The 17,693-nt window shown below is 72.9% G+C and carries 13 protein-coding genes and 5 pseudogenes; 12 read left to right on the forward strand and 6 right to left on the reverse strand.

Going from position 1 to position 17,693, the window contains the following annotated elements:
- Positions 1 to 147: 147 nt before the first annotated feature.
- The gene (locus ACF07V_RS06025; RefSeq protein ID WP_392151670.1) at positions 148 to 4,371 is read right to left on the reverse strand and encodes a S8 family serine peptidase; all 4,224 of its coding nucleotides are present in this window, start codon (positions 4,369 to 4,371) and stop codon (positions 148 to 150) included.
- Positions 4,372 to 4,462: 91 nt separating this feature from the next.
- On the opposite strand from ACF07V_RS06025, the gene ACF07V_RS06030 reads away from it, so the two are divergent.
- Positions 4,463 to 5,416 carry a helix-turn-helix domain-containing protein gene (locus tag ACF07V_RS06030; protein ID WP_392151671.1) on the forward strand — a complete coding sequence of 318 codons (954 nt, stop codon included), beginning with the start codon at positions 4,463 to 4,465 and terminating at the stop codon, positions 5,414 to 5,416.
- Between the two features lie 326 nt (positions 5,417 to 5,742).
- On the opposite strand, the gene ACF07V_RS06035 is transcribed toward ACF07V_RS06030, so the two are convergent.
- Positions 5,743 to 7,542 (reverse strand): SpoIIE family protein phosphatase, encoded by a 1,800-nt coding sequence (locus ACF07V_RS06035; RefSeq protein WP_392152358.1) that lies wholly within the window; start codon positions 7,540 to 7,542, stop codon positions 5,743 to 5,745.
- A 684-nt stretch (positions 7,543 to 8,226) separates the two neighbouring features.
- Between ACF07V_RS06035 and ACF07V_RS06040 the strand changes: the two are divergent.
- Positions 8,227 to 8,546: pseudogene (locus ACF07V_RS06040) on the forward strand (redoxin domain-containing protein); the annotation flags it as partial.
- Positions 8,547 to 8,645: 99 nt separating this feature from the next.
- Here ACF07V_RS06040 and ACF07V_RS06045 read toward each other — a convergent pair.
- Positions 8,646 to 8,734, reverse strand: a pseudogene (locus ACF07V_RS06045) (DUF6480 family protein); the annotation flags it as partial.
- Positions 8,735 to 8,828: 94 nt separating this feature from the next.
- Here ACF07V_RS06045 and ACF07V_RS06050 point away from each other — a divergent pair.
- The 7 genes and pseudogenes from ACF07V_RS06050 to ACF07V_RS06080 all read left to right on the forward strand — a co-directional run bounded on the left by ACF07V_RS06050 (position 8,829) and on the right by ACF07V_RS06080 (position 12,798).
- On the forward strand, positions 8,829 to 9,389 hold the full coding sequence (locus ACF07V_RS06050; RefSeq protein ID WP_392151672.1) for a hypothetical protein: 561 nt from the start codon (positions 8,829 to 8,831) through the stop codon (positions 9,387 to 9,389).
- Positions 9,390 to 9,404: 15 nt separating this feature from the next.
- Complete coding sequence (locus ACF07V_RS06055) at positions 9,405 to 10,121, forward strand: hypothetical protein (RefSeq protein ID WP_392151673.1); 717 nt, start codon at positions 9,405 to 9,407, stop codon at positions 10,119 to 10,121.
- Positions 10,122 to 10,571: 450 nt separating this feature from the next.
- Positions 10,572 to 10,706: pseudogene (locus ACF07V_RS06060) on the forward strand (hypothetical protein); the annotation flags it as partial.
- A 43-nt stretch (positions 10,707 to 10,749) separates the two neighbouring features.
- Complete coding sequence (locus ACF07V_RS06065) at positions 10,750 to 10,938, forward strand: hypothetical protein (protein ID WP_392151674.1); 189 nt, start codon at positions 10,750 to 10,752, stop codon at positions 10,936 to 10,938.
- Positions 10,939 to 11,057: 119 nt separating this feature from the next.
- Complete coding sequence (locus ACF07V_RS06070) at positions 11,058 to 11,762, forward strand: nucleotidyltransferase family protein (RefSeq protein ID WP_392151675.1); 705 nt, start codon at positions 11,058 to 11,060, stop codon at positions 11,760 to 11,762.
- Complete coding sequence (locus ACF07V_RS06075; RefSeq protein ID WP_392151676.1) at positions 11,759 to 12,019, forward strand: hypothetical protein; 261 nt, start codon at positions 11,759 to 11,761, stop codon at positions 12,017 to 12,019. Before ACF07V_RS06070 ends, ACF07V_RS06075 begins: the two co-directional genes overlap by 4 nt.
- Positions 12,016 to 12,798, forward strand: a complete 783-nt coding sequence (locus tag ACF07V_RS06080; protein WP_392151677.1) for a metallophosphoesterase — start codon at positions 12,016 to 12,018, stop codon at positions 12,796 to 12,798. Before ACF07V_RS06075 ends, ACF07V_RS06080 begins: the two co-directional genes overlap by 4 nt.
- Here the strand turns inward: ACF07V_RS06080 and ACF07V_RS06085 are convergent.
- Both ACF07V_RS06085 and ACF07V_RS06090 read right to left on the reverse strand, forming a co-directional pair.
- Positions 12,762 to 12,974: pseudogene (locus ACF07V_RS06085) on the reverse strand (DUF6328 family protein); the annotation flags it as partial. The gene ACF07V_RS06080 and the pseudogene ACF07V_RS06085 sit on opposite strands and share 37 nt — an antisense overlap.
- Before the next feature lie 41 nt (positions 12,975 to 13,015).
- Positions 13,016 to 13,375, reverse strand: coding sequence for an STAS domain-containing protein (locus tag ACF07V_RS06090; protein ID WP_392151678.1), 360 nt, complete (start codon positions 13,373 to 13,375; stop codon positions 13,016 to 13,018).
- A gap of 548 nt (positions 13,376 to 13,923) precedes the next feature.
- On the opposite strand from ACF07V_RS06090, the gene ACF07V_RS06095 reads away from it, so the two are divergent.
- On the forward strand, positions 13,924 to 14,271 hold the full coding sequence (locus ACF07V_RS06095; RefSeq protein WP_392151679.1) for a helix-turn-helix transcriptional regulator: 348 nt from the start codon (positions 13,924 to 13,926) through the stop codon (positions 14,269 to 14,271).
- 194 nt (positions 14,272 to 14,465) lie between these two features.
- A pseudogene (locus ACF07V_RS06100) lies at positions 14,466 to 14,705 on the forward strand (cytochrome P450); the annotation flags it as partial.
- A 631-nt stretch (positions 14,706 to 15,336) separates the two neighbouring features.
- Here ACF07V_RS06100 and ACF07V_RS06105 read toward each other — a convergent pair.
- Positions 15,337 to 16,437 carry a glutamate--cysteine ligase gene (locus ACF07V_RS06105; protein ID WP_392151680.1) on the reverse strand — a complete coding sequence of 367 codons (1,101 nt, stop codon included), beginning with the start codon at positions 16,435 to 16,437 and terminating at the stop codon, positions 15,337 to 15,339.
- A 136-nt stretch (positions 16,438 to 16,573) separates the two neighbouring features.
- On the opposite strand from ACF07V_RS06105, the gene ACF07V_RS06110 reads away from it, so the two are divergent.
- The gene (locus tag ACF07V_RS06110; RefSeq protein WP_392151681.1) at positions 16,574 to 17,689 is read left to right on the forward strand and encodes an SDR family oxidoreductase; all 1,116 of its coding nucleotides are present in this window, start codon (positions 16,574 to 16,576) and stop codon (positions 17,687 to 17,689) included.
- The last annotated feature ends 4 nt before the right edge of the window (positions 17,690 to 17,693 follow it).

Here is a 17,693-nt window from a genome sequence, read left to right on the forward strand (position 1 = left end):
CTCTCCACGGGCCCCTTCCTCGAAGCGAGTTTGTTGTGCCCACGTCTCGCTCCAACATTCGTGCCACGCGCACGAGCATCGACCGGACCCGGGAGTTCCGGCTCGGGTCGATGCTCGCGCCTGTCAGGCGGTCACACGCGTCGTGGGTCAGCGGCGCAGCTTCAGGCGGTGGACCCCGCCGTCGACCGCGCCGACGTAGAGCGTGCGGCCGTCGGGGGCGGCGGCCAGCTTGGTGGTGTCGGTGTTCTGCAGGCCGCTCGAGATGTTCTCCCAGGTGAGGCCGTTGTCGGTGCTGCGCAGTACGCCCCGGCCGCCCTGGACGAGTCCGGACTCGGTCGAGCGGGCGGTGGCCGCGTAGAGCGCTCCGTTGACCCGCAGCAGGTCCGAGACGTGGACCGCGAGCGGGCCGGTGTCGGCGGTGCGGAACGTCCTGCCGTCATCGGTGCTGACCCGGACGGACGATCCGCCGACGACCAGGTGTCGGCCGTCCATCACGATCGCGGTGACGGGGCCCTCGGCGACCTTGGTCTTGGTGGCGCCGTCGTCGTCCGAACGGTAGAGGCCCGAGGCGTTGCCGAGCCAGAGGCGCCGCGGGTCGCGCGGGTCACCCGCCATGGCGCCGAAGGACGTCTCGTGGAAGAGGTTCTTCCATGTCCTGCCTCCGTCGGAAGTCGAGAACAGCCCGTGGCCGAAGATGCTCCTGAAGCTGATCGCCACCCGGTCCGGGTCGGCCGGATGCACCAGGATCGAGGTCGGGACCTCCGACGACGTGCCCTTCACCCGCCAGGTCCGGCCGGCGTCACCACTGCGGGAGACCTCGAACAGGCCGGTCGCGGTGCGCCGAACCTGCCACACCACCCTGGTGTCCTTCGGCGAGACGGCGATGTGCGAGGTGAGACGACCGGTCATGCCCTCCGCTCCGCTCTGGCCCCACTCGGGGCCGGAGACGGGGATCGCGGTCCGGTAGGTGCCGCTCACCGTTCCGGCGAGCAGCTGGTCGCCGCTGGCCGCGAGGGCGAACGCGGACAGGCCCTGGACGCCGATCCTCCGGTATCCGGTGCCGTCGGCCGAGCCGCGGTACAGGCCGTCCTGCTCGCTGGACACGGTCACCGAGCCGTCGGCCCAGCGGTCGTAGTCCATCGCGATGGCGGCCTTCGAGGGGGCGGGCGCGGGCTTCCAGGTCTTGCCGTGGTCGTGGCTCACCTGTCCGGCACCGTACAGCGCGCGCAGGTACAGGTCGCCGCCGGAGGCGGACAGTCCGTCGCCGCCCTCCGCCAGGGGCAGCAGGGTGGACCAGGTGCCGCCCTTGTCGTACGAGCCGCGGACGCCCGTACCGGGGACGTAGGCCGCCACCACGGTGGAGTCGGCCGCCAGGCCGCGGATGGTGTTCACGGGTTCGTCGAGGACGAGGTGCGCCCTACCCGGGTCGCCCTTGCCGAGGCCGTCGATCCGCCAGACGCTGTCGAAGGTCGCCAGGTACAGGCTGTCGCCGACGAGGGTCGCGTCGCGGACGTCACCGGTCACGCCGGTGGGGTGCGCCGCCCAGCTGTCGCCCGCGTCCGTGCTGACCAGCATCGTGCCGTCGATGATCGCGGCGAGGGTACGGGTCTGCTCGTCCGCGACGAACTCGTCGATGTGCGCGTCGGGCACGTCGAGCTTGCGCCAGGTGCGGCCGTTGTCGTCGGTACGCAGGATCGTGCCCCGGCGGGTGGGGTCGGCGGACGTGTTCACGGCGTACCACCAGCGATCGGGTCGGCGGGCGTCGACCACGACCGCTCCGGTGCCGTTGCCGTCGGCGATCGGGAGTCTGCCCACCTGCCGCCAGTGGGCACCCCCGTCGGTGGTCAGCCAGGGGGCGGCCTTCTGGAACTGGGTCACGACGGCCTGCTGGGGCCGGGCGGGCGCGAGCGCGACGTAACCGGCCTCGCTGTTCGGGCCGATGGGCTCCCAGCGGTCGCCGCGGCTGCCGGCGGGGGTGACCTCGAAGGCGCCGGTTCCGGTGATCCGCCGGCCGTCGGTGGTCGTGGCCCGCACGGCCAGCCGGTAGGCGCCGGCCGCCTTCCCGGTCACGTCGGCCTGGTAGTAGCCGGCGCCGTTCATGGTGGTGGGCAGCGTGAAGGCCTTGCCGTGCGGCGGCGTGACCGTGATCTCCGGCGGTGCGTTCAGGGCGGCCGGGGCGGCGATGTGCACGGTGGAGCGGCCGTCGCTCGGGTCGGGGGACGCCTGGACGACCAGGTGCCGGACGACGAGCAGATACGGCACGCGGAGGGCCGGGCCTCGCGTGGGGGTGGCCGTGATCCGGCCACTGATCTCCGTGTCGGTGGCCGGGCGGTCTGCGCGCAGGGTGACGTCGATGGTTGCCGACCCCTCGGCGGGGACGGTCACCCGCGGAGGGGACACGGTGGTGGGCCCGGTACTGCTGAGGCTGACGGTCAGCGGCTCCTTGCCGGGGTTGGCCAGGCGTACCTTCGTGGTGCCGCCGACGGTACGGTCCGCCAGGTCGGCGAGGCCGAACGACACGCTCGTCGGGAAGGCGTTGAGGGTGGCCGACGCCGCGGCGGCCACGTCGAGCCGTCCGTTGCCCTGGACGGTGGGGCCGGTGCCGGCGAGCTCCTTCGCGGTGCCGACCAGTGCGGACCTGATCCCGTCGGGGTCCTGGTCGGGGCGGAGTTGGCGCAGCAGGGCGGCGGCTCCGGCGACGTGCGGGCTCGCCATCGAGGTGCCCGACATGCGGTAGACACCGGGTTCGTACATCGAGGTGGGGACCGCAGAGCGGATCTCCACGCCGGGTGCGACCAGGTCGGGTTTGAGTCCGAAGCCGGTGCCGGGGCCGCGCGACGAGAAGGAGGCGATCTCGTCGGTGGAGTCGGTGCCGCGCAGGGTGACGGACACCTTTCCGGCGGCCAGTTCACGGCTCAGCTGGGCGTACTGGGTCGTGTCGATGCCCATGACGACCAGGCGGTCCATGCGCAACGAGTCGCCGGAGGCGGCGGTGCGGGTGAGGTCGGGGCGGGCGGGGGTCTCCCGGGCCTCGACCGTTCCCGGGGTGGCGGCGAGCACGGGTCCGTCCTGGACCGGGAGGCCGCCGAGCACGGCGAGCGCGCCGCGTTTCTCGGCTTCGCGTGCCCAGTCGATGTCGCTCTGGCTCAGGACGTCCGTACTGGGGGCGACGAGCATGTCGGCCCGCAGGATCTTGCCCCGGACGTCACCGACCCGCTCCCAGTCCTCGGCGGTGCCCGCGCCGACGTCCACGAGCGGCGCGGTGATCGGCTTCGGGGGCGGATTCGCGGACAGGACGCCTCGGTACGACTGGATCAGTTCGGGCTCCTTGCCCGCCAGGTACGCGCTGGGGACCTGCAGCCCGCTGGTGGAGGCGCCGACCGCGATGACGCCGTCGGCCGCGGCCGGGGTGCTGACGGTGCCGCTGCCGGGTCCTTCGTTGCCCGCCGCCGCGACGACGACCACTCCGGCCCGTACGGCGGCGGTCGCCGCGCGGCCCAGCGGATCGGTGCCGTCACCGGGGCCGCCGAGGCTCATGTTGATGACGTCGGCCGGGTGGGGGTTGCTCGGATCGGCCGCGGCCTCGATGCCGGCGATGATGTCGGAGGTGTAGCCGCTGCCGTCGGCGCCGGTGACCTTGTAGGCGAGCAGGCGGGCGTCGGGCGCCATGCCGGTGACGCCTCCCTCCTTGGCCGCCCTGCCCGCGATGATGCCCGCGACGTGGGTGCCATGGCCGTTGTCGTCCATCGGGTCGTCGTCGCCATTGGCGAAGTCGAAGCCGCCGACGACCTTGTGGCCCTCGCCGAAGCCGCCGCCCAGGTCGGGGTGGCCGTAGTCCACGCCGCTGTCCAGGACCGCCACGACGGTGCCCTCGCCGGTGGCCTTCACCCCGGCCGGGTCCTCGCGCTTCCAGACCTCGGGCGCACCGGTCAGCGGGACGCTGACGTCCGTGCGCACCTGTATCCGGGTGTCGGGCCGGACGGCGACGACGCCCGGCAGCGCGGCGAGCCGCGCCCTCTCGGAGGCCGGAACCGTCATCGCCACGGCGTTGACGAGCAGACCGAGTCGGCGGGGTGCGGCCGGGTGCAGCCCGGCTTGCCGTACGGTCCCGACGAAGGCGTCCTGCCGTGCCGCCAGGGCCCGTCGGGCGTCGCCGACGGCGGAGGTGGTGCCGGCGGTCAGAGAGGTGAGCGAGCCGCCGGGGGCGGCGGCCACGGCGGCGTCTCCTGACAGCTCGACGATGACCCGCTGGTTCGGGTCGGACGACTTTGCGGTCGCGGTGCCGGGTGTCGCGGTGAGCGTCCCGGCCAGCGCGACGGTGGTGACCGTCGCGGCCACCAGACGTCGGCTTCTTCGTGGGTTCTTGGCCATGGGGAGAAGTCCTAGCGCCGAAGTCACGCTCCGTACAGCGGATCTTGATGGCCCATTGCTGCACCTGGCACAGGTGGGCCAGGATCCGCATATGACGAACGAGCTCACCGCGGCAGGTATCGATCCGTTCGACGAGAGCGTCTACAGGGCCGTGTTGACCCGGCGGACGGCGGCCCCGGCAGAGCTCGCCGCCGACCTCGGCTGCTCCCCCGTCCGCGCCGCCAGGGCCCTGGACCGGCTGCACGACCACGGCCTGGTCGGGCGGCTCGCCGGGGCCCGCCGCCGGTACGCGGCGATCGAGCCGGGAGCCGCGGTCGAGTCCCTGATACGCAACAGGACAGCGGAGTTGGACCGGGTCCGTTCGGCGGCGGACGAGCTGTCCCGCCTCTTCGCGGCGGCGCAGGCCGGCACCGCGGGAGAGGAGGAAGTAGAGATCACCACCGGTCGCGAGGCGCTCGGCCGCTGGTTCGTCCGCCTCCAGCAGGAGGCGCGCGAGGACGTCATGACACTGGACCGGCCACCGTACGCGCTGACCACCTCCAACCCGGTGGAGAGCACGGCGTTGGGGCGCGGCGTGCGCTACCGCGCGGTCTACGCACCCGAGGCGCTGGAGTGGCCGGGGGTGCTCGAGGACATCCGCGGGCTCGTACGCCGCGGCGAGCAGGCCCGGGTGATGCCGGGACTGCGGATCAAACTGGCCATCGCGGACCGTCGGCTGGCGCTGATGCCGCTCTCCCTGGACCTCGACGGCGTGCGCGCGGCGGTCATCCGGCCGTCCAGCCTGCTGGACGCCCTCACCGACTACTGGGAACTGTGCTGGAAACAGGCCCTGCCGCTCGACGCCCCCGCCGAGGACCCGCTCGACGAGGAGGATCGCCTGGTCCTCACCCTGCTGGTCAGCGGTCTCAAGGACGAGGCCATAGCCCGTCAGCTCGGCTGGTCGGTCCGCACCATGCGTCGCCGCATGAGTCGCCTCCACGAACTTCTGGGCGCGGTGAACCGCTTCCAGGCCGGTGTCGTCGCGGCCCGCCGCGGCTGGATCTGACCTGGCGCGGGGCCAGCGCCTCCTGCCGCCGGGCCACGCCTCCTGGCGGTGGCCCCGCTCAACAAGTCGACCCGGCTCAGGGGCACGAGCACCGAACCGCCCGGCGATCCGGCCGAGGTCCATGGGCTGTCGGGCTTCGGGCCGGGCGGGTGCCAACTCGGCCCGGTCCGTGCCCACTCGGGCGGAGGAGCCCGTCGCCGACCACGCCCACGGTCATAGTGCCGCCCAGCAGGAAGGACAGCCTGCCGCGCGTCCGCTTTCGGTGAGGCCCGACGATGACCGTCCCGGCGCCTGCGGTGGTCTTGGCGTCGGCGTTCCAGCCGTCCTCAGGAGGGCAGGTTCTGTTCCGCCCACACCACCTTGCCGGTCACGGTGCGGCAGGAACCCCATCGGCGGCACAACATGTTGATGAGCTGGAGACCTCGGCCGCCCTCGTCACTGAGATCCGCGTGCTGAATCTGGGGGAGGTCCGGGCCCGTGTCCGAGACCTCCACGACAAGTCGGTCGCCGCGCAGCAGCCGGAGTCTGCCGGGCCCGTTGCCATAGCGCAGGGCGTTGCCGACGAGTTCGGAGACGACGAGTTCGAAGACGTCGGCGAGCTCCGCCAGATCCCACTCGGCGAGCTGGTCCGTGACCAGGCTCCGGGCGACGGACGCCGCTCGCCCCTCCTGCGGCAACTGCCACTCGCACAGGTCGGCCGGGACCTCCGAAACGGCCGTCGCGACGATGAGTACGGCCTCGTCGAAACGGGTGGCGTCGGCAGGGGCGCGCTCGATCAAGCCGCCGGTTTCGAGAGCCTCGGATGCCAGGCCGCACGCCGTGGAGCGCAGACGCTCCAACTGGTGGTCGATGTCCGCGCGCCGGGACTTGACGAGCCCGTCCGTGTACATGACCAGTTTGCCGCCCCTCGGCACTTTGACACGGATCGGGTCGTACGGGATGACTCCGGCCCCGAGCGGCGCGCCGACGGGTACGTCCACGAACTCGGCGGAGCCGTGTCCGTCAAGGATCAACGGCGGGAGGTGCCCGGCGCTGGCCAGCGTGTAGGTGGAGTCTGCCGGGTCGAACACGGCGCAGAGGAACGTGGCCACCTGCTCGTCCTCCAGATCACGCGTGGCGAGGTCGAGCCGTGCCAGGACGCGCTCCGGAGCCATGTCCAGGGTCATCAGGGTGCGCGCCACCGTCCGCAGACGCCCCATGGTGGCGGCGGCGGGCAGACCGTGGCCCATGACGTCGCCCACCATCAGGGCCGTACGTCCGCCGGGCAGAGCCATGATGTCGTACCAGTCCCCACCCACGCCGTGGTGCGCCGTCGAGGGCGCGTACTCGGAGTGCACGCGCAGCCCGGGCGTCACCGGGGTCGCGCGCGGCAGCAGTGCGCGTTGCAAGGAGACGACGTGCTCGCGCTCGCGCCCGTACAGCCGGGCGTTGTCGATGTAGACGGCGGCCTGGGAGGCCAGCTGTTCCGCCAGTGCGAGGTCGGTGGAGGAGAACGGTGGTGCTCCGCGGCCGCGGACGAAGTCCGCGCTGCCGAGCAACAGCCCGCGGGCGATCAGCGGCACGGCGAGATAGCTGTGCACGCCGGCGGCCCGCATCTTCGCCGCGGCGCTCTCCGTCGGCGCGACCTTGATGAAGTCGTCGCTCCGCATACGGCTCACCAGCACCGGCCTGCCCTGTCGCAGACAGTAGCGGTGGAGCAGCGTCTCGTGCGCCTCTTCGGCGCGGACGAAGGTCTCACCCACCGGAGTGGGCTCCAGGGAGGACAGCTCCTCGACGCAGCACAGGGCGGTGGCCCGCATCAGCGGGACACCCGTACCGGTCCACCGTGCGCCCTCGTCGCCCCGCAGGACACTCTCCAGGATGTCGACGGCAGCGCCGTCGGCGAAGCGGGGCACGGTGAACTCGGCCAGCTCTTGGGCCGTGCGTTCCAGGTCGAGGGTGGTGCCGATGCTGGAACCGGCGGAGTTCAGCCAAGCGAGCCGACCTCGCGTCGTGAGCCGGTCGAGCGGAACCTCGCCGCCGCCCCGGGCGAGTCGTCTGCGGGCTCCGGCCGAGCGGTACCCCGCGGCGCCCTTTCCGGCCGAAGCTCGGGCGGCCAGGCGCCGCCTCCCCTCGCCGCCGTTCATTCTTTCGACCTCCAGAACAGGAACTCGACCGCTGTTGATGCTCAGCATGCACCCTTTTTCGGCCGATCAGCCGTCTTCCGGCCGAGGACTCGGCCGGTACGGCGCAGAGAGGGAGGAAGCGGCCCTGGGGAAGCAGGCGCGCCTCCTGGAACGGGACCCCCGGTCCTCGGGCTTCCGCTCGCGGTACCAAGCAAGATCCGAACGCCCCAATCCTCGCATCCGTGGAAATCGCATTCATCCGATCTGCCAGGCCGCAGCAGCGTGAAGGAGAAGCCGGTGGACATGAACCGCAGCCCGCCGGCCCTCAGGGAGCGGCTGGAGGTGCTCCGTCTCTTCCTCTACCAGGGAACCACCACTGGGACGACCCGGTGAGCAAGCCGTGTCCGTCCGCCTGAGTGACGGCGCTCCAGACGGGTTCCCGCTGTAGGCCCCCCTCGTCGGACGGGCCGGGAAACGCACACCGCCTCCGGAGCCATTTCCCCGAGCTCCCGGGACCCGGCTCCCCGGGCCCCTGACACCGACGAACCCGCTCCGGCGTGTGCGGGCCACGGCCGTCCTGGCCATCGAGGCGCCTCCGCAGTTGCCGTCACGACGGCCTCCCCGGGATCCGTGCAGCGCCCACCTCCCCAAGATCCGGACCATCTCGGTCCAACGCCCCGCCGATGACGCGCTCGACCACGATTCCTGCTGGTCAGCTACCGCAGAGCATGGTGCCCCTACTGCAACATCGCCCCGCGCTCGCCGCAGCAGCACCACGACGCCATCACCGCCCGCGGCGCTCGACTGGTCGCCGTCTCGCCCCAGGTCCCCGACGAGCCCCTGTCCTGAGCCGAAAATACGAGCCGACCTTCGACGTGCTCGGCGACCTCGGCTCGGACACAGCCAAGCAGTCCGGCCTCGCCTTCGGCCTGCCGGACCACCTCGCGGCCGTCTACGCCGGCTTCGGCATCGACCTGAACCGCTCGAACGCCGGCCACCCGCGCACCCTGCCCGTGCCCGCATCGGCCTGACAGAGCCGAGCTCGCTCGCCCGGTCGGGCGAGTGACCTCGGCAGCCGGACAGCAAGGCTGTGACGCCGTTGCGCAGTCACCCCACCGGAACGGCGTTCCGGTCTCGGCAGGTGGTGTCTCGCCCGGGGCACGCCGCCGCCCGGGTGGAGGCCCGGGGTGCTGCGGGGGTCCGGGTCCGGGTTGCCACGGCTTCATTCGCGCCGCGTACCGTTTCGCCCGCCCGTCGGCGGGCAGCCGCGGGACACGAGGACCCGTCACAGCCAAGGGGGCCGCGTCATGTCCACAGGAACACTTCTGGCAATCATCATCCCCGTGGCGGTGGTGATCGTCCTTATCACGCTGGCTGTCGTCCTGGACCGGCGCAGGCGGCGCCGCCTGCGAGAGCGCTTCGGGCCCGAGTACGACCACACGGTGGACGAGGCGGGAGGCCGCCGGGCGGCCGAATACGATCTCAGCAGGCGCGAGGAGAGGCACGAGTCCCTTGACCTCCGGCCGCTCGACCCCGGCCTCAGGGACCGGTACGCACGCGAGTGGCGCGGGGTACAGGGGCAGTTCGTCGACCGTCCGGAGTCCGCGGTGCACGAGGCAGACCGGCTGGTGACCGCCCTCATGCGCGAGCGCGGCTACCCCAGTGGCGACTTCGAGCAGCAAGCCCGGGACCTGTCCGTGGAGCACGGAAGGACCCTGGAGCACTACCGCGCGGCGCACGAGGTGGATCTGCTCAGCGCGGACCACCGGGCCACCACCGAGCAGCTGCGAGGGGCGATGGTCCACTACCGATCCCTCTTCGACGAGCTGCTCTCCGACGGAGATCGGCCCGACTCCGGCCGGTCCTGAGAGGCGGATTCCGCCATGCACGACAACGACACGCCTGAACCCGAACCGGCCGGCACCGGTCTTTCGACCGACGGCACCGCCCGCCGGGAGGGACGCGAGGGCGGCCCCGACAGAGCTCCCCAGTACCCGGGTGAGGCCACCGACGCCCCCGAGCCGGACCGGCCGGGGCAACCGGACCAGTCGGATCAGCCGGATCAGCCGGATCAGCCGGATCAGCCGGATCAGCCGGATCAGCCGGACGAGCTAGCTCCATCGGATCAGCGGGATCAGCGGGATCAGCGGGATCAACCCGACCGCGCCGAACGGGGCTCCGCCGCACGCGCCGACGCCGAGCCGGTTGCCCCCGGCGAGCACTCGGATGACGACCACTCGGATGACGAGCACTCGGCCGACACGCCTCCGCGCCTGATGGATCCCGACGACGAGGAGGCCTTCCGCACCCGCTGGCAGGACGTGCAGAACCAGTTCGTGGACGACCCGCGTCGGGCGGTGCACGAGGCCGACGCGCTCGTCGCCGACGTGATGCAGAAGCTCGCCACCACCTTCGCCGACCATCGCAAGTCCCTCGAAGGGCAGTGGCGGCAGGGCGAGGAGGCCGACACCGAGAGCCTGCGCACCGCACTGCGCCGCTACCGCTCCTTCTTCCACCGGCTGCTGCGCACCGGCTTCGAGGAGGAAGCGGCAGGGTCCAACACCGCCCGCCCCGCCGGGCGGGAGCACGCAATCAGGTGAAGGGGGCGACGCGCGCGCGGCCCTGAATCGTGGCACCCGGCGGACCGCCCGCACGCAGTGAGGACATGTCGATGTCTCTGCGCGCGGGCGGTGCGCTGCTGCTCGCGGCCTGCCTGTGCGGATGCGGGGCGTCCGCCGAGGCGCGTGAGGACGGCGCGTCCGCCTCCGGCCGGCGGTTCGCCGCGGCGCCGGCCGCCGGGGACTACCGCGCCGGCTGCGAGCTGCTCGCCCGCGGAACCGCGTCGAGTTCGAGGAGGACGCCCAGGGCCCCTGCAGCCCGCCCTTGCGGGCCGCCCGTGGGCCCGGTGCGCGGTGTCGCCGTCTACGGGCGCGACGCGCTGCTGTGGACGGCCGGGGAGACCCTGTTCAGCGGGTGGCTGGTAACCGCCGCGTCCCGCAGGGCGAGGACGAGGCCGCGCCGAGCGCCTCGGTTTCCGGCACTCCAACAGCCTGACCCTGGTCTTCGGCGCGGCCTTCCTGGTGGTGCTCGCCGCCCGGGCAGTGGCCGGTGTCGCCGCGTACAACGGCGAACGACTCCGCCGGCTCCAGGCACCCATCGGCTGGGGCGCCTGCCTCGCGTCCTCCGACTTCTGGACGCCACCCCCTGCGGCTCCTCGCGGACCTCCCCGTGCTGCACCCGGCCGCGGCGGGCAACCTCGTGTACTGGCCGGTGCTGGCCCTGGCCGCCGCGGCCACCCGGGACCCCAGGCTCACCGAGCCGGCCGGCCTCGGTCCGGCGGAGCCGGCGCAGCGCCGGCTCCGCCGGACCGAGGCCGTGATCAAGAACCTGGCGGCCCACGCCCTGACGCACTCCTGACTTCCGGGCGAACCCGCGCCACCGGCGCGCCCGACGCATTGTTCGGGGCTGACGGGGTACTGGCCGGTCCTCGGAGGTTCAGGCCGACAACGGTGCGTCCGACAGCAGGAGGAATCGAGATGAACCTCGTCGAAGAACCCCCGGTGAACGCGGGCCTCGCGCTCGCCGGCCACGGCCCCGCGGGCTCCACGGGACATGCGGCGCGCGCGGCGGCCGGCGGCCGCCGGTCACCGAGTCTCCCGGCGGACCACACCCAGGCGATCCTGGAGGTCACCAAGGAGGTCGCCGGCGTCCTCAAGGCATCGGGCTGCCCGTTCGCCCTGGTCGGCAGTGTCGCGGTGTACGCCTACGGCATCCCCGTACGGCTCCAGCACGACACGGACTTCGCCGTGCGCCGGGAGGACGCCGAGCAGGTGACCACCCTGCTCGGCGAACACGGCGTGGAGATCGTCGATCCTCCCGAGGACTGGCTGGTCAAGGGCCGCAGGGGCGGTGAGCAGATGGACCTGATCTTCGCCCTGGCGGGTCGCCCCGTCACCGCAGAGCTGCTGCGGCGTGCCGTGACGCTGCCGGTGGACTCGGTGCACATGCCGGTGATCGAGCCGACCGACCTCATGGTCGGCCGGCTGGCCGCGCTCTCGGAGCACCACTGCGACTTCGGGGCGCTGCTTCCCGTCGCGCGCGGGCTGCGGGAACGGATCGACTGGGCCCGGGTGCACGAGGAGTCCGAAAACCGGCCGATGGCGGCGGCGTTCCTGTACCTTCTCGAACTGCTCGACATCGTCCGCCGCCGCCCCGGCGGGGATGAGAGGCGGAGCCGATGACCCCGCACAGCCCCCAGGAGATCGAGTACCGGATCGCCCGGCTGCACGACCGGCTGGCCTGCGACGACATCGCCGAACTCGGGGTCCGGATCGAACTGCGCGGCGACACGGTGTTGCTGTCGGGCACGCTGCCCAGCGCCGGCCGACGCGAGGAGATCCTGCGGCTGGCGCGGGAGGAGCTGTCCGGGCTCGTCGTACGCACCGATCTCGGCACGCCGTCCGCCGACGCGCCCGACCACATGGAGCAGCTTCCATGACGCCGGAATCACCGAGGACCGACGGTCGCGGCGACCATGTCGTCCGAGTGGCGGCGGTCGGTGACATCCACCTGGGTCCGGACTGCGCGGGGCGGCTGCGTCCCGCGTTCCTGACTCTTCCCGCGTGCGCGGACCTGCTCCTGCTGGCCGGCGACCTGACGCGCCACGGCACCGTCGACGAGGCTCGGGTGGTGGCCGACGAGGTCCGGGACGTCGGGGTCCCGGTGGTCGCCGTCCTGGGCAACCACGACTACCACTCGGACCAGGAGGTCGAGGTCACGCGTACGCTCGCCGCCGCAGGGGTCAGTGTCCTGGAGGGGCGGTCGGCCGTGTTCCGCGTCGCGGGCCACCGGGTCGGCGTGGCCGGCGCGAAGGGGTTCTGCGGAGGATTCGCGGGCCGCAGCGCGGGCGCCTTCGGGGAGCCGGAGATGAGGGCCTGGGTCCGGGTGGCGCACGTCGGTGCCGAGCGGCTGTCGTCCGCGCTCCAGGAGTTGGCCGCCGACGGCTGCGCGGTGCGCGTCGCCCTCACGCACTTCGCGCCGGTGCCGGACACCCTGGCCGGTGAGCCCGTCGAGATCTACCCGTTCCTCGGCAGCTACCTGCTGGCCGAGGCCATCGACTCCGTGGGGGCGGACCTCGCCGTGCACGGCCATGCCCACCTCGGTACCGAGCACGGCATGACGGCCGGTGGGGTGCGGGTGCGGAACGTCGCTCAGCCGGTGATCGACCGGGCGTTCGCGCTCTACGAGTTGCCGGTCCCCGGCCACGAACCCGACTGAATACGCCGCGCGTTCGCCGACACTCCCGTCTGCCATCGGTCGGGACGGGCGGCAGCACGTACCGGGGCGGGGGTGAAGGCGACCGCCGGCGGGAAGGCGAGGAGCAGCTGGACACCGGTGAAGGCGACACGCACCTCGTGGAGGAGCTCGCCCCACAGCCGGTCGGCCCGTTCGTCGCAGGTCTCCTGCCGCTATCCGGCTCCCGCGCCTCGAGCGATCATCGGGGCCATTCCGCTTCGGCCGGGCCGAGGCCGAACAGATCGGCGGACCCTGTGAGTTCCAGGAGGCGGATCATCTGGTGGCTGGGAGCGGCCAGGGTGACGTGATTTCCGTTCGCGAGCGCCGATTCCCTGGCGGCCAGCAGGAGATTGAGACCGGTGGAGTCGCAGAACGAGGAGTTCTGGAGGTCGATGACGATTTCCGTGCCGCGGGGCGCCAGGGCGACGCCGTCGAGGAGCTGGGGCCGCAACTCGGCCACGCTGTCCATGTCCAGGTCGCCTCTCACCCATACGACGTATGAGTGCGGGGGTCGGGATTCGGTCTCGGATCGTGCGGGCCGCTCCTTGTCGGGCGTCATAACGCATCTCCTCCTCGGGGCTGTGACTTCCCTCCTTCCGGTTTCCCATGCGGAGCCTTCCGTCTCCCTGCCCACAGAGCGGCCTGCACCACCTGGTCGGAGGTGAGCCGGGACTCCCGGGTCAGCTCGGCGAGTCCGATGCCGCGGGGATGTCGGCTGCGGATGCGGATGAGCTGCTCCATCCAGAGTTCCGCCTCGACGAAGGGGCGCGCCCGCGAGGCTGAGACCGCCGCTCTCAGGTGGGCGTCGCTGCAGGCCACCACCGGCCGCCAGCCGTCCTGCCACCGGTCACGGGGGGCGAGATACGAGGAGTCCGGTGCGTGTGCGTGCCGCGGCGGTCCCTCCGGGATGCGCTCCCCGCAGTAATCGCATGAGGCCGCTGTTCCTGGATTCATGAGGCTGCCTCCCGGGGGGGAGCACCGAAGGTCCGGAACATCCGGGTCGCGCCGTGTTCGCGCCACCCTCGATTCATCATACGTCGGAAATTACACGAAAACACCTTCGGGTGACCCGCCCCGCTCCCTCCCGTCCGGAGGCATAGTGGAGTCATGAGTGACCACTACGAGCATGGGCCCGGCTGGACGTTCCTGACGAATCACGCCCGCGTCCTGCTGGCCATCGCCCGCGACCCGGGCGTGCGGCTCCGCGACGTCGCGGCCCTGTGCGGGCTGACGGAGCGCACCGTGCAGGCGATCGTCTCGGACCTCGAGGAAGCCGGATACCTCACGCGCAGCCGGGCGGAGGACGCGCGCCGGAACCACTACACGATCGCCGCCGACACCCCGTACCGCCACCCCGCCGAGGCCGGACACGCCATCGCCGGCCTCCTTCGGCTCCTCGCCGGTCCCGAGACCGGGGTCGGGGCCTCCCCGGACAAGACGTCCCGGCGCGCATAGGGACATGTGCGCCGGGATGCGGTAAGGGCTCCCGCGCCACCGGCGGTACCAGCGGCCCTGCGCGCCGTGGAGGAAGAAGCCCAGCACCCAAAGGACCCGTACGGTCAGGGGGACATCGACGACCAGCAGCGGGAGATGGACCCGCCGGCCTCGCCGTCTCCTTCGTCCACGAGGTGCGCCGCTTCTACCCGTTCGTGCCGTTCGTCGGCGCGCTCGTCCTCGACGGGCTCGCGGTCTGCGACGAGGCGGTGCCGGAGGGCACCATGCTGCTCGACGCGTACGGGCAGAACCACGACCCCGACCTGTGGGACGAACCCTTCCGCTTGGTGTCCGACCGGTTCCTCGGCGCGGCCCCCCATCCCGACGGGCTGATCCCGCAGGGCGGCGGTCCGCGCGAAAGTCACCGCTGCCCCGGCGAGGACATCACGCTCGCCGTGCTGACCGCGCTCGCCCGCGGACTCGCCCGGCTGGACTCCACGCTGCCGGAGCAGGACCCTGCGCATTCCGCTGACTCGCCATCCAGACCGGACCCCGTGACGGCTTTCGTCTGGAGACCCCCGATGAACCCGGGCCCGACGCCGGACCCCGCGCCTGACGACGGCCCCGAACCGTACGACGCCACACCCTTCTTGCCGAAGCGCGGCCGACTGCCCGCCCACCGACGGGCGGCGGCCGACTGCCGCGGCTGCCCCTGCACTGCACTGCACTGCACTGCAGCAGCGTGAGGGCGTCCTCCAGGTCGCCTCGTGGGGTGCCGTCGGCCCCGGTGTCCCACTGCCGTCGGCGTCTTCCGGCCCCGGCCCGGCATCGCCCACGCCATGCGGGTGCGAGCGGCACGGATCACGGCGGGTGTCGCGTCGCCGCGCCGGGATGAGCGTCGGGCCCCGGGACGAATGGAGTGCACCGAGCCGCACGGGCCGGTCGGCCCCTCACCGTGGACCGGGCCAGTGCCTCGCCGACGTCGACCGCCGGTCCTGCCGCCGGAAACGGCTCCGCCGGAACGGCTCCGATGGAACGACTCCGATGGAGTGCGCCCGATCGTCCGGTCGGGGGGCCCGCGGTCCGTCAGACCCGCGCCGTCAGCCGGGCCAGGGCGTCCACGACGTCGACCAGGCGGCCCTGGTGCCGGAAGGCGACGCGCTGGCCGGCCGCGCCGCCTCCGTGGGCCTGGACATGACGCCACTGGCGGAGCACTCGGTCCGCGTCGCCGACGGCGTCGAGTGCCGGGAGGGCGCGGCGCACCAGTCTGTCGACGAGGTCGGCGGCGGGCCGCTCGCGGCCCGTGAAGGGGTCGATCCCGTAGCCGGACAGACCGTGCCGGGCGGCCATTTCGTGGGCGAGCAAGAGCCGCCGGAGCGGGACGTGCGGCACGGCCCGGCGGTCCGCCTCCTCGCGCAGGAGGACGGTGCCGAGTCCACGGACGAGCGCGGCGAGCATGACGACCGTCTCGACGTCCGCGTTGGCGTCGGCGACCCGGATCTCCAGGGTGGGCACGTGGTCGGACGGCCGGGCGTGCCAGTAGAGCATGTGCGGGTCCATCAGGGTGCCGCTGCGCACCAACTCGGCCACGCGGGCGAGGTAGCCGGGTTCGTCGAGTTCGGGGGCGGGGCCGACGGTGGGCCAGCGGGCGTACTCGATGGAACGCCAGCTGTCGAAGCCGGTGTCGCGGCGGCGCGCGAAGGGCGAGTTGGTGCTCAGCGCCTGGAGGGCGGGCAGCCAGGGGGCCATGCGCCGGGAGAGGGCGAGCGCGAGTTCGCGATCGAGGGTGCCGACGTGGATGTGGCAGCCGCAGAGCAGTCCGTCGACCGGGCTGAATCGGGTGGCGAAGCGGCGGGCCATGCGCCGGTAGCGGTCGGTGTCGGTCACGGTCAGCGGGCCCTCCGGCGGTACGACGGAGGTGCCGCTGGCGACGGGCAGGCAGTTCTCGGTGCGGGCCGCGGCGGTGATCACGGAGCGCAGCCAGACCAGCTCGTCGCGCAGGTCACGGCAGGAGGCGGTGGGCTGCGAGGTGGTCTCCACCTGGGCGTTGAAGAACTCCTTCTGGACCTGGCCGCCGAGCACCTCGGCGGCCGCGGCGATCACACGCGGCGCCCGGCCGACCGCCGCGCGGGTGGTCCGGTCGACGAGGACGAACTCCTCCTCGACCCCCATCGTCAGGATCTTCATGGCCCTCACCTCGTACGCTGCCGCGTCTACCCGGCCGGGCCGGTTCCACTCGTCCGCGGGGGCGGGCGTGTTCCGGTCCGGTCTGGGCAGTCGCCGGGCTGACAGACGTGGACGGGGACAGGTCGGGAGCGCGGTCATGATGGTGAGCGGGTCCGAAGTCGTCTCGTTCCTGGAGGGCCTGACGGTGCTGCGGTCGACCCACGAGTCCCAGCGGCGGCACGAGCACCGGCGGCCGTTCGAGGGCCGGGCCGTGGTGGTGACCGGGGCGAGCGCCGGGGTGGGCCGGGCCACCGCCCGCGCGTTCGGGGCGGGCGGGGCCCGGGTGGCGCTCCTGGCCCGGGGCCGGGTGGGTCTGGAGGCGGCGGCCGAGGAGGTGCGCCGGGCGGGCGGCGAGGCCCTGGTCGTGCCGGTGGACATGGCGGTGCCGTGGATGGTCGAGGAGGCCGCGGACCGGGTCGAGGGCCGTCTGGGGCCGGTGGAGGTCTGGGTGAACGTGGCGTTCACGTCCGTGTTCGCGCCGTTCCTGGCCGTGGCGCCGGAGGAGTACGAGCGGGTCACGGACGTGACGTATCTCGGCTGTGTCAACGGCACCCGGGCGGCGCTGCGGCGCATGCTGCCCCGGGACCGCGGCGCGGTGGTGCAGGTCGGCTCGGCGCTCGGGGAGGCGTCGGTGCCGCTACAGGCGGCGTACTGCGGCGCCAAGCACGCCGTGAACGGCTTCACCGCCTCCGTACGGCTGGAACTCCTGCACCGGCACAGCGGAGTGGCGGTCACCGTGGTCCAGCTGCCGGCGGTGAACACCCCGCAGTTCTCCTGGGCGCTCTCCCGGCTGTCGTACCGGCCCCGGCCGGTACCGCCGGTGTACCAGCCGGAGGTCGCGGCCCGTGCCGTGCTGCACGCGGCCCGGCGACCGCGGCGCAAGGAGTACCGGGTGGGTGCGTCGACGGCGGTGGCGGTGCTGGCACAACGCGTCGTTCCCGGTCTCGTGGACCGGTACGTCGCCCGGACCGCTTACGACTCCCAGCAGACCGACGAGCCGGCGCGGGGCGAGGACCCGCACAACCTGTGGGCGCCGCTCGACGGGCCGGGCGGCCGGGACCACGGGGCCCACGGGGACTTCGACGACGAGGCCGCCGCGCACTCGCCGTACAGCTCGCTCGCCCGGCATCCGGCCGTCACCGGAGCGGCGGCCGCGCTCGCTGCGGCACTGGCGACCCGGACCCTGCGCACGCGGCACGGCACGAGGTGGTGAATCG

The sequence above is a fragment of the Streptomyces sp. NPDC015661 genome (assembly GCF_043077765.1).
Lineage (GTDB): Bacteria > Actinomycetota > Actinomycetes > Streptomycetales > Streptomycetaceae > Streptomyces.

Excerpts from the sequence above, each read along its gene's own strand:
- ACF07V_RS06025 (WP_392151670.1), bottom strand. The coding sequence starts at position 4,371 with ATGGCCAAGAACCCACGAAGAAGCCGACGTCTGGTGGCCGCGACGGTC.
- ACF07V_RS06030 (WP_392151671.1), top strand. The coding sequence starts at position 4,463 with ATGACGAACGAGCTCACCGCGGCAGGTATCGATCCGTTCGACGAGAGC.
- ACF07V_RS06035 (WP_392152358.1), bottom strand. The coding sequence starts at position 7,542 with ATGAACGGCGGCGAGGGGAGGCGGCGCCTGGCCGCCCGAGCTTCGGCC.
- ACF07V_RS06050 (WP_392151672.1), top strand. The coding sequence starts at position 8,829 with ATGTCCACAGGAACACTTCTGGCAATCATCATCCCCGTGGCGGTGGTG.
- ACF07V_RS06055 (WP_392151673.1), top strand. The coding sequence starts at position 9,405 with ATGCACGACAACGACACGCCTGAACCCGAACCGGCCGGCACCGGTCTT.
- ACF07V_RS06070 (WP_392151675.1), top strand. The coding sequence starts at position 11,058 with ATGAACCTCGTCGAAGAACCCCCGGTGAACGCGGGCCTCGCGCTCGCC.
- ACF07V_RS06075 (WP_392151676.1), top strand. The coding sequence starts at position 11,759 with ATGACCCCGCACAGCCCCCAGGAGATCGAGTACCGGATCGCCCGGCTG.
- ACF07V_RS06080 (WP_392151677.1), top strand. The coding sequence starts at position 12,016 with ATGACGCCGGAATCACCGAGGACCGACGGTCGCGGCGACCATGTCGTC.
- ACF07V_RS06090 (WP_392151678.1), bottom strand. The coding sequence starts at position 13,375 with ATGACGCCCGACAAGGAGCGGCCCGCACGATCCGAGACCGAATCCCGA.
- ACF07V_RS06095 (WP_392151679.1), top strand. The coding sequence starts at position 13,924 with ATGAGTGACCACTACGAGCATGGGCCCGGCTGGACGTTCCTGACGAAT.
- ACF07V_RS06105 (WP_392151680.1), bottom strand. The coding sequence starts at position 16,437 with ATGAAGATCCTGACGATGGGGGTCGAGGAGGAGTTCGTCCTCGTCGAC.
- ACF07V_RS06110 (WP_392151681.1), top strand. The coding sequence starts at position 16,574 with ATGATGGTGAGCGGGTCCGAAGTCGTCTCGTTCCTGGAGGGCCTGACG.